We start from the raw sequence: 978 nt of genomic DNA on the forward strand, positions 1-978 counted from the left end.
GGTTTTTCGGTTACGGAAAGCGGAGCCGTCATTATGACCGACGATACACGAAAAACAGTGATAGCGGAGTGGCAATCGCGCAAACAGGACGAGGTGCTTCACCCATACACCGGCGAAAAAATTTTCATTGGGCAGCTGCCGCACCTTCAAGCAATGCTCCTAGCCCGGCATATTCGCGGTGACATGCAGGAATATACCCCGTACATCTGGAAGTAGGAAAGAAAGATGTTGGTAGTGGTCAGTTACGATGTCAATGTTACCAGTGAGGGCGGTGCGAAACGCCTTCGAAAAATAGCCAAACTTTGCGAAAATCATGGGCAGAGGGTGCAGTTTTCAGTTTTTGAATGTCTGGTTGACCCGGTGCAGTGGTCTGAGTTAAAATTTCAGCTAGAAAAGACCATTGATAATCAAAAAGACAGTTTAAGGTATTATTTTCTCGGCGCCAACTGGCAAAAAAGAGTTGAACACGTCGGAGCGAAAGAGCCATATGATCCCCAAGGACTACTTTTGCTGTGAGATGAATACATTTGTGTGCGCGAACCTCAAGCGTCCGAAAAAACGCTAGAAGGTTCGCGCTTTTGTAATGTAGCGCATCTTGCGGGTACTTACCGACGAATGAACCATGAAAAAGCGGGCGAAGCCACAAGTTCGCGCAATAATGGATTTTTATATTAGGGTTAGCTGCTCTAGCAAGTATACCGTCGCGCCCCGCACGGGCGCGTTAGTTGAAACTTTTGAAGCGTAGTCGGCAGATAGTGTAGTAATGTCGCGCCCCGCACGGGCGCGTTAGTTGAAACTTTTTCATTTATTCAATGCCTCCGTTTGCCCAAAGTCGCGCCCCGCACGGGCGCGTTAGTTGAAACTGCAAATCTCTGAATTGCTGGACAAGCTTTACCGGTCGCGCCCCGCACGGGCGCGTTAGTTGAAACCCCTTATAGATTTTATCGCGCAATACTTTGCAGAGTCGCGCCCCGCACG

General features: G+C 49.1%; 2 protein-coding genes. Both read left to right on the forward strand.

The genetic code is table 11. The features are described from left to right. On the forward strand, positions 1-216 hold a 216-nt coding region (locus tag RRY12_13290; GenBank protein ID MEG2185649.1), incomplete at its 5' end, for a subtype I-C CRISPR-associated endonuclease Cas1. A 9-nt stretch (positions 217-225) separates the two neighbouring features. Then, positions 226-516, forward strand: a complete 291-nt coding sequence (gene cas2 / locus RRY12_13295; GenBank protein ID MEG2185650.1) for a CRISPR-associated endonuclease Cas2 — start codon at positions 226-228, stop codon at positions 514-516. Positions 517-978: the final 462 nt, after the last annotated feature.

This window comes from Cloacibacillus sp. (assembly GCA_036655895.1).
Classification (GTDB): Bacteria; Synergistota; Synergistia; order Synergistales; family Synergistaceae; genus JAVVPF01.

Coding starts and splice junctions, on each gene's coding strand:
- cas2 (MEG2185650.1), top strand. CDS start 226: ATGTTGGTAGTGGTCAGTTACGATGTCAATGTTACCAGTGAGGGCGGT.